The following is a 7,641-nucleotide window of genomic DNA, read 5'->3' on the forward strand; positions in this document are numbered from 1 at the left end:
GGACACAGTCTATTTTCCATCTCCATTTAAATCTCCTCCTCAAAAGGAGATTTAATTCTGGATTTATGCTTTGTAAAAATCACTTATTGGGAGGACACTTTTTGCCTCTTCCATAGAATTTATTTTTATTTTAGGTTTTTTTGTTTTAGGATCTATTAATGAGAAAAATACCCAGCTATTTTCACCTATAGGACCAACCCATTTAAATAAATTTTCTCTTTCAGGTGTTCTTGATGCCGCAAAAACCACAGTATTTTTTCTCTTTAAAGCAAAATTATAAGCCCTTGCCCATGGTAGTAATTCCATACTATATTTTATTTTTGCGCGTTTAAATATTTCTTTCATTGTATCTGTAGCGCTTCCAATTATTTCATTTGCATTGTCCCCCGTTTTTTCATCTAATGGCATATTATAAGGAGGATAATCTTCCGTATACAAGTTAAATATTTCTTCCGCATGAACTTTATTTAAGAAAGAAATAAATAAGATAAATATTACAATAGTCATTTTTAAAACTGAAAAAATGTTTTTCATACCAGAAATAACCTTTCCTATATTATTTCTTAATTATATATTAAAAATTGAATAAAAAATAGAACATAAATTAATAAGTTTTTCTTAGTAATTTATGTTCTATTTTATTAAAAATGAATTAATTTATTATTTTTTCTATTCAATGAAATTTTTATTTTAAAAGGTTAAAAGTCAAAGTGGGAGGGTATTTTATTTGTAATGAAATATCTATTATATGTTCCATCAGCCTTACAATGTATATAATTGGGAGCAGAAAACCAGTCTGGACCTACAATAAATTTTGTTCCATTCACATTTAAGTCTATGAAAACATGAATGTGTCCAATAAAAAGAGTGTCAATTTGTTTTTTATTTATTTCCAGGTATTCATTTAAGTAACCCGTAATACAAAATCTTAAAAAAGAGGATTGAAGAGCGTTATATTCTCCTTTATTCCTACTTCTTTTTGCATATTTTGTGCATATAAAGTGCATTAACCAGCCACTAAAAAATAAATTTGCTATTTTTTGAAAAAGATAAGACTTAAAAAAAGCACGTGGTTTATGGTATGTAGGAGAACAAACAACATTATCACCATGACGTAAAATAACATTTCCAAAATTTTGATGTTGAAATTCAAAAATGCAATCACCATAATCTGTAAAATATTTGTCTAGTTTTTTGGAATGAAAATGTTCAAAACCAAAATCGTGGTTTCCTTCAATAAAATAAATTGAAATTCCAAGAGATTTTAATTCAAGAAATTTATTAAAAACATTTTCCCATAATTTTATAAAAAAACTCTTTGAAACTGTTATAAAATCAAAAATATCACCTAATAAAAAAATAGCTTCTAATTCAGATGTTTTATTTTTTTTCTCTAAAATGAATTTATCAAGAGTTTCTATGAATAATTGAGTAATATGATTTTCAGGTTCTCTTAAATGAACATCAGAAATAATAACAAAATTTTTTACTTCTTTAATTTTAATTGTTCTCACGTTTTTACCTTTGTTACCCCGCTTAGTTTTAAAAGAATATTAAAATCATCTGCAAAATAAGAGTCATTTTCTAAAAATTTATTTCGTTTTTCTTCAGAGCATTTCATGCAGACATAATGAATCATATAGCCTTTCTTTTTATGCATAGACCAAGCTACAGGTTTTAAAGTACCCTTACACTGAGATGCTCTATCCCCTGGGTTGTTATCTACATGTATGCTGAATAAGCATTTTGGGCAGTGATCCCGACAAGTACTTTGAGCTTGAGGAACAGAAAAATGACAATTTAAACATGTAAAAGATTCATTTATTTTTGTAAATATTGGATCATCTAAAGACATTAGGAATTGTTTCTCATATTCATAAGAGCTTTTGTGGCATCGTCTTGGCTAGAATTTGGATTTTTTTCAAGCCAATCAATAAACTTTAAAATTATATTTTTGTTTACGGGGCCTGCAATACGGTATCGCACAACAGAATTTTTATCAATAAAAAAAGTTTCAGGAGTTCCGGTTACTCCGTATTGAATAGATATTAATCCTTTTGTGTCTTGGACAACAGGAAATGTTTGGCCGTAGTTACTTTGCCATTGTGAAATTGCTTCTTTATCATCTTGAATATTTATACTAACAATGTCTGGGTTGGTTGTACTATTTAAAGTAACTGTTTGGTAAAAATTTTCAATTTCTGGAGCTTCACTTCTGCAGACAACACAATAGGAGGACCAAAAATTTAAAACAACCCATCTTCCTTTGTTAAATGAATTTTCTGAATTAAAAGATCCACCTTGTGCAATGGGAGCAGAAATAATTGGTGCTTTTTCTCCAACTAATTGACTAGGTGTAAAATTAGGGTCTTGTTTTAAAGCATAAATCATTAATGACATAAAAAATATTAAAATAGAACCTGATATAATTAAATTTTTTTTATTAAAATTCTTTTTTTGCATTTATATTCTCTGTTTTAGATGACTTTATTTGGTTTTTATCAATATTTTGATCTTTTAAAATACTATCTAGCAGTTTAGCTTCTTTCATTTGTTTGTGATCTTTTTTTGTATCATAAACTTCACTATGTTTAACCATAAGCAAATTTGCAGATATTAACTTTTCTTTTTGAGTTTCATCGGGATTGCCAATAAGTCGACCTTCAACAACAACTCCTTGGCCTTCTTTAAAAAGATCAGGAGGAATTCCTTTGTAATGAATTTGAAAATCATGACCCTCTAAATCTGTTATTTTAAATTTAAGATCACTTGCTTTGGGATCCCATTGTTTTGATCCTGTTAAAACCAAACCAGAAACTCGAAATAATTTTCCATCAAATTTAATTGGATTTGCATAAACTTCTGCAGGAGTATAAAAAGTAACAGAAGATTCACTCCGAGTTGCTTGATATATGATTAAACTTAATGACCCAATAACAATTAATAATCCTGCAATTTGTCCACCATTTAGTTTCATTCCTTTACATCCTCTTTTGGGTTTAAATCAGACTTTTTATCATTAAAAAAGCCTTCATCTTGCATAGCTTTTAAACTTTTTTTTCGTGAGTATATTGACATAAAAATATATAAAAAAAGACTGATCGCAACAAAAATATAAGTTGAATAAACAAAAATTTGCCAACCTGTATTCCCATATTCTGAATTCATTGTTCACCTCTAGCTGATTCTAATGTTTCTTTAGCAGAAATAGATTGTCTTCTTATTTTATAAATTGCGATGCTTAATAAAAACATTGCTAAATAATTAAATAATAAAACCAATGTAATATCTAAAGATGAATTTTGAGTTTTTTCAGCAAACGTTTGAGGTTGGTGAACGGATCTCCATAAATTTACGCTATAATATACAATTGGAACATTTACGGAACCAATAATGGAAATAACAGCGGATACATTTCTTCTTGTTTTTAGATCGGGAGTAAAATGGCGTAATACCAAATATCCACAACAAACTAAAAACATAACTAAGCTTGAAGTTAATCTTGGATCCCAGTCCCACCAAACTCCCCAAGTTGGTCTTCCCCAAACACTTCCTGTAATTAAAGTTAATAATGAAAATATAGTGCCAAGTTCAATAGCGGCGTGACTACTACGATCGAATATTTCAGATTTTTTTGTATTTATTAAAGTAAGAATTGCAAAAATTGCACTTAAAAACACCCAAAAAAAAGCACACCAAGCAACAGGAACATGTACAAAAATAATTCGATAAACATTTCCTTGATCTATATCTGTACCAACATAAAAAAGGGCTAAATACCAACCCATAATTTGAATGATTGAAAAAAGGAATAAATAACTATTCCATCTCTTAATTGGCTTTTTTATTGTATTTGGTATTTCATAATGAATCAATTCATCTATTTTCATATATGTTTTATTCCTGAAGAAGGATGTTACTAAGAAGAAAGCCAAGAGCTGTAAATAAAAGTGGATAAGCAATTAAAATGGTCCACCATGCATCTGAACTAAAAGCTCCTAGTAACGAGTTGTTTCCTACCTGAATTGTTAATGAAACTGCAGCCAGTAAAATTCCACTTTGAAGGGGGAAAAAAAGCATAGGCAATAAAATTTCTTTTGCTAAGCTTCTTGCCGTTAGGCATGATACTAACGCCCCTAAACTTGCAGTACCAATGTTAAAAATCAAGCTTACAGGTATCATAATTTTTAAAAGATCCAACATGATATTACTAGATATATTATATAATATTATCCATAAAAATGTAACTGGAATTTGCAAAGATAAAATTTGAAGGGCTGTAAATGATATTTTTCCTGCTAGGAGGGCAGACTTTGAAGTTTTTGACGATAATAAAAAGTCCATAGCATAGGACTCTTGTTCTGGGGCAAACATACGACTGATAGCAAGTATGGCAATAAATTCATTAATAATCCAAAAAGATCCTATTTGAATATCTGCTCGATTTAGAGCTTCTGTTCCTAATCCAAATGGAAATAAAATTAATAAACAACATGCAAAAATAAGAGTTCCAAACCAAGAGGCTTTTCTAGCCCAAATTGATCTCATGCTTATTTTATTAATTAAAATAAAACTAAAAAACCAATTTGAAATTTTAATTTTGTTCTTTTTTGTTTCAGACAGCATTTTAGAGTAAAACCTTAATTTTAGATTTTAATTTTTTCTCATTAGGTATGAAATTTTCTAAAGAAATTTTTTCTTGGCACCAGTCAATTATATTTTTATCATGAGTAGCTACTATAATTGATGATGAATTATTTTGTTTTAAATCTTCGAATATATTTATACAAAGATTACTTCCCATTTCATCGAGTCCATTTGTAGGTTCATCAGCTAAAATTATATTAGGTTTAATTAATATTAATCCAGCTAAACTCAAACGTCTTTTTTGTCCTGTTGATAATGTTCTTGCAATTTGATTTTCTCTATTTTCAAGACCCACTTTTTTTAAGGCATTTTTAAATTCATCAACTGAAAATTTTAATCCAAATGAATTTGCGAAAAACTCTAAATTCCAAATGGTACAATGATCTAGTAAAAGTGATGGAATATTCGATAAAAAAACAGAAAAATGTTCGTGTTTAATTTCATTATTAGGATAAAGTTGTTCTTCCATTGCAGTTACTTTACCATTGTGTGGTTTGGAAATACCAGCAAGAACCCTTAATAAAGTTGTTTTTCCAGTACCATTTGAGCCCGTAATCGCAATGGACTGCGATGGATTCAGAATTAGAGAAAAGTTTGTAATGAGAGTATGAAAACCAACCTTTAGCTCAATATTTTCGCATGAAAGGTAACATGACATTCTAATTCATTATCTTTCTTCAGCTTCGTTTTGAAGTGAAATAGTATCTAAAATTGTAAATGAAGAACCATGGGTTTCCATAATTCCTGCTTGTTTAAAATCAGCAATCGCTCTGCTTACTGTTTCGGGCGTTACGTCGGCTAATTCGGCAATGTCTCTTCTATTTAGAGGAGGCTCAAAGTTTTGTGCACCTTCATCCGCAAATAAATTGAAAAGTTCAAATATAACTGATGCTACTCTATTTTTTGCAGGTCGGTAAAGATCGGATTCAATTCTTTTTTCGAGTCGAGAGAGTTCGTTGCAAAATATTTTCATAAATTGTAATGAAACAGCTGGACTGCGTTGAATTAAGTCAAGAACAATTGTTTTTTCAATGGAAAAAACTTCGCTATCTTTTAATGCTACAGAAGTTCTTCCGTATTTGAACTCTCCAAATACTTCACGTATTCCAACAATTTGTCCTGCTCTTACAATTCTTGTAATAACACTTTCACCTTCTTGACTCTCTCTAACTATTTTTAAACATCCATTAGCAACGCCATATATAGAGCGTGGCGTATCGCCAGAGATAAAAAGATTTTGTCCTTTTTTTAGCCTAATAACGGATGAATTTTCCTGGAAACGAAGTAAATCTTCTTCTGAAAGCGAAGGAAACAATCTACGTAGTGTGTAGGTTCCCTTAGTTTTTCTTTCCATTTTTTAAAGCTCCGATGGCAAAACCTTTGCAAGGTCCGAGTCTATCGCATCTCGTATGTTTTTTAGATCAATTTGTGCTTTAGATTTGATTCCATTTACAATAATTGCAAATGAAACAAAATCACCATTTGATAGGCGGCTATAGCCTCCTAGAGCAGATACGTGCACAGGTTCTGTTAAAGTTCCTGTTTTGCCTCTTAATCTTCCTTGAAGATGTTTTTCTGAAGAAGAAGTAAATCTTTTTTTAAGCGTCCCTTCGTCTCCAACAATCGGCAAAGCATTAAGATACGCTGGAAATGCTCTACCATTAAAATAGATATGATCCAACACAGAAATAATATCTCTAGCAGATAGACGATTATTTGGAGTTAGACCGCTTCCACTTTCTAAAATTATAGGAGTATTTACATTTTTTGAAGTATTCCAAGTTGAATTTTTTAATATATTTTTCATATATTTTTCAAGAAGTGTTCCTCCTTCTTTTAAATCTCCTTTATTATTTGGATTTGTTTCATTTAAAAGATTTAAAGTTAACATATCTGCTGTATAGTTATTGCTAACTTCAAATATACCTTTGAGTTGCCATTCAATTGGATACCCATTTATAGATGCCATTGGGATATCGTTTTTATTTAAATTTTTAGATTCTATTTCTATTAAGCCTGAAGTTTCGATACCAGCACTTTGTAAGTATGCATTTAAAGTTTCTCCAGCATAAATATCCGCATTAGAAACAGAGCGATAAATTCTTTGCGCAGTCGATTTTAAAGGAATATTTCCAGATACAGAATAAACATCTTTTCCATTTTTTGAAATTCTTGAAACAATAATTTGTGGAGAAGAGTCTTCTTTTGTTGTTTTTACAGTACCGGTAATTTTGGCGCTAGGTATGGGGTAAGGTTCAATTGCTATTTTAGCAGGAAGCCCTTCTTTTTGTGCAGGGCTAACAACGATTGCTAATACACTAAAATTAATTGCTGAAGAAGATAAAGGAGCATCATAGGCATTATGGCTTTTTGTTTTTCCCGATGCTCTATTTTCATCGTCTGTTACTTTTCCATAATAAGAATTATTAATTATAATTTTTCCAGTTATTTTTTTTATTCCAAATCTTGCAATATCTGTAGTTAAAAACCATAATTTTTCATTTGTAAGAGAAGGGTCTCCTACTCCATAAAAAACAAGATCTCCCTCTAAAATATCTTTATTTAATTTTCCTCTCAAATAAAATTGAGTTGAAAATGTTTTATTTGGTCCCCAAGTCTCTAAAATATTTGCACCTAAAATAAGCTTGGTTACAGAAGCAGGAGAAAGGCGTTTGTCTGAATTTAAATCTGCTAATACTTTTCCATCATTTAAGCGTATTACTAAAGCACTAACAGCGCATCCATTTTTTTCCAGTTTACTTAAACTAGGAAAGGATTGTTCTTGAGCGTTAATATTTAAAGATAAAAAAAAACAAGAAATCGAAGGTAAAAAAACAATTAATTTCTTTAATATAAATAATTTTTTATTGGTAGGTAGAGACATGACTTTTATTTCCTTTCAAATAAAGTAATTCATTGCCATGAAACCCCTGCAGAACCGGACTTGTAGTTTTCCCACATCCGGCTTCCAGAGATGATATTCATTGCGTAGGT

At 30.0% G+C, this 7,641-nt stretch carries 11 protein-coding genes; all 11 read right to left on the minus strand.

Going from position 1 to position 7,641, the window contains the following annotated elements; all coding sequences use genetic code 11:
* Positions 1-63 precede the first annotated feature (63 nt).
* Positions 64-534, minus strand: a complete 471-nt coding sequence (locus ACIQ56_RS12340; RefSeq protein ID WP_397601363.1) for a substrate-binding periplasmic protein — start codon at positions 532-534, stop codon at positions 64-66.
* Between the two features lie 164 nt (positions 535-698).
* Complete coding sequence (locus ACIQ56_RS12345) at positions 699-1,514, minus strand: UDP-2,3-diacylglucosamine diphosphatase (RefSeq protein WP_397601364.1); 816 nt, start codon at positions 1,512-1,514, stop codon at positions 699-701.
* Positions 1,511-1,855, minus strand: coding sequence for an RNHCP domain-containing protein (locus tag ACIQ56_RS12350; RefSeq protein WP_397601365.1), 345 nt, complete (start codon positions 1,853-1,855; stop codon positions 1,511-1,513). Before ACIQ56_RS12350 ends, ACIQ56_RS12345 begins: the two co-directional genes overlap by 4 nt.
* Entirely contained in the window at positions 1,855-2,463 is a 609-nt protein-coding gene (locus ACIQ56_RS12355) for a TlpA family protein disulfide reductase (RefSeq protein ID WP_397601366.1), read from the minus strand. Before ACIQ56_RS12355 ends, ACIQ56_RS12350 begins: the two co-directional genes overlap by 1 nt.
* Positions 2,444-2,977, minus strand: a complete 534-nt coding sequence (locus tag ACIQ56_RS12360) for a cytochrome c maturation protein CcmE (RefSeq protein WP_397601367.1) — start codon at positions 2,975-2,977, stop codon at positions 2,444-2,446. The genes ACIQ56_RS12355 and ACIQ56_RS12360 overlap by 20 nt, the downstream gene beginning before the upstream one ends.
* Positions 2,974-3,168 (minus strand): hypothetical protein, encoded by a 195-nt coding sequence (locus ACIQ56_RS12365; protein WP_397601368.1) that lies wholly within the window; start codon positions 3,166-3,168, stop codon positions 2,974-2,976. The genes ACIQ56_RS12360 and ACIQ56_RS12365 overlap by 4 nt, the downstream gene beginning before the upstream one ends.
* Positions 3,165-3,890 carry a cytochrome c biogenesis protein CcsA gene (gene ccsA, locus ACIQ56_RS12370; protein WP_397601369.1) on the minus strand — a complete coding sequence of 242 codons (726 nt, stop codon included), beginning with the start codon at positions 3,888-3,890 and terminating at the stop codon, positions 3,165-3,167. The genes ACIQ56_RS12365 and ccsA overlap by 4 nt, the downstream gene beginning before the upstream one ends.
* Before the next feature lie 7 nt (positions 3,891-3,897).
* On the minus strand, positions 3,898-4,626 hold the full coding sequence (locus tag ACIQ56_RS12375) for a heme exporter protein CcmB (RefSeq protein WP_397601370.1): 729 nt from the start codon (positions 4,624-4,626) through the stop codon (positions 3,898-3,900).
* A 1-nt stretch (position 4,627) separates the two neighbouring features.
* Complete coding sequence (locus tag ACIQ56_RS12380) at positions 4,628-5,305, minus strand: ATP-binding cassette domain-containing protein (RefSeq protein WP_397601371.1); 678 nt, start codon at positions 5,303-5,305, stop codon at positions 4,628-4,630.
* A 9-nt stretch (positions 5,306-5,314) separates the two neighbouring features.
* Positions 5,315-6,001 (minus strand): Crp/Fnr family transcriptional regulator, encoded by a 687-nt coding sequence (locus tag ACIQ56_RS12385; RefSeq protein ID WP_153420616.1) that lies wholly within the window; start codon positions 5,999-6,001, stop codon positions 5,315-5,317.
* Between the two features lie 3 nt (positions 6,002-6,004).
* Positions 6,005-7,531, minus strand: a complete 1,527-nt coding sequence (dacB, locus tag ACIQ56_RS12390; RefSeq protein WP_397601372.1) for a D-alanyl-D-alanine carboxypeptidase/D-alanyl-D-alanine-endopeptidase — start codon at positions 7,529-7,531, stop codon at positions 6,005-6,007.
* Positions 7,532-7,641: the final 110 nt, after the last annotated feature.

This window comes from Silvanigrella sp. (genome assembly GCF_044369315.1).
GTDB lineage: Bacteria > Bdellovibrionota_B > Oligoflexia > Silvanigrellales > Silvanigrellaceae > Silvanigrella.

Excerpts from the sequence above, each read along its gene's own strand:
- ACIQ56_RS12340 (WP_397601363.1), bottom strand. The coding sequence starts at position 534 with ATGAAAAACATTTTTTCAGTTTTAAAAATGACTATTGTAATATTTATC.
- ACIQ56_RS12350 (WP_397601365.1), bottom strand. The coding sequence starts at position 1,855 with ATGTCTTTAGATGATCCAATATTTACAAAAATAAATGAATCTTTTACA.
- ACIQ56_RS12355 (WP_397601366.1), bottom strand. The coding sequence starts at position 2,463 with ATGCAAAAAAAGAATTTTAATAAAAAAAATTTAATTATATCAGGTTCT.
- ACIQ56_RS12360 (WP_397601367.1), bottom strand. The coding sequence starts at position 2,977 with ATGAAACTAAATGGTGGACAAATTGCAGGATTATTAATTGTTATTGGG.
- ACIQ56_RS12365 (WP_397601368.1), bottom strand. The coding sequence starts at position 3,168 with ATGAATTCAGAATATGGGAATACAGGTTGGCAAATTTTTGTTTATTCA.
- ccsA (WP_397601369.1), bottom strand. The coding sequence starts at position 3,890 with ATGAAAATAGATGAATTGATTCATTATGAAATACCAAATACAATAAAA.
- ACIQ56_RS12375 (WP_397601370.1), bottom strand. The coding sequence starts at position 4,626 with ATGCTGTCTGAAACAAAAAAGAACAAAATTAAAATTTCAAATTGGTTT.
- ACIQ56_RS12380 (WP_397601371.1), bottom strand. The coding sequence starts at position 5,305 with ATGTCATGTTACCTTTCATGCGAAAATATTGAGCTAAAGGTTGGTTTT.
- ACIQ56_RS12385 (WP_153420616.1), bottom strand. The coding sequence starts at position 6,001 with ATGGAAAGAAAAACTAAGGGAACCTACACACTACGTAGATTGTTTCCT.
- dacB (WP_397601372.1), bottom strand. The coding sequence starts at position 7,531 with ATGTCTCTACCTACCAATAAAAAATTATTTATATTAAAGAAATTAATT.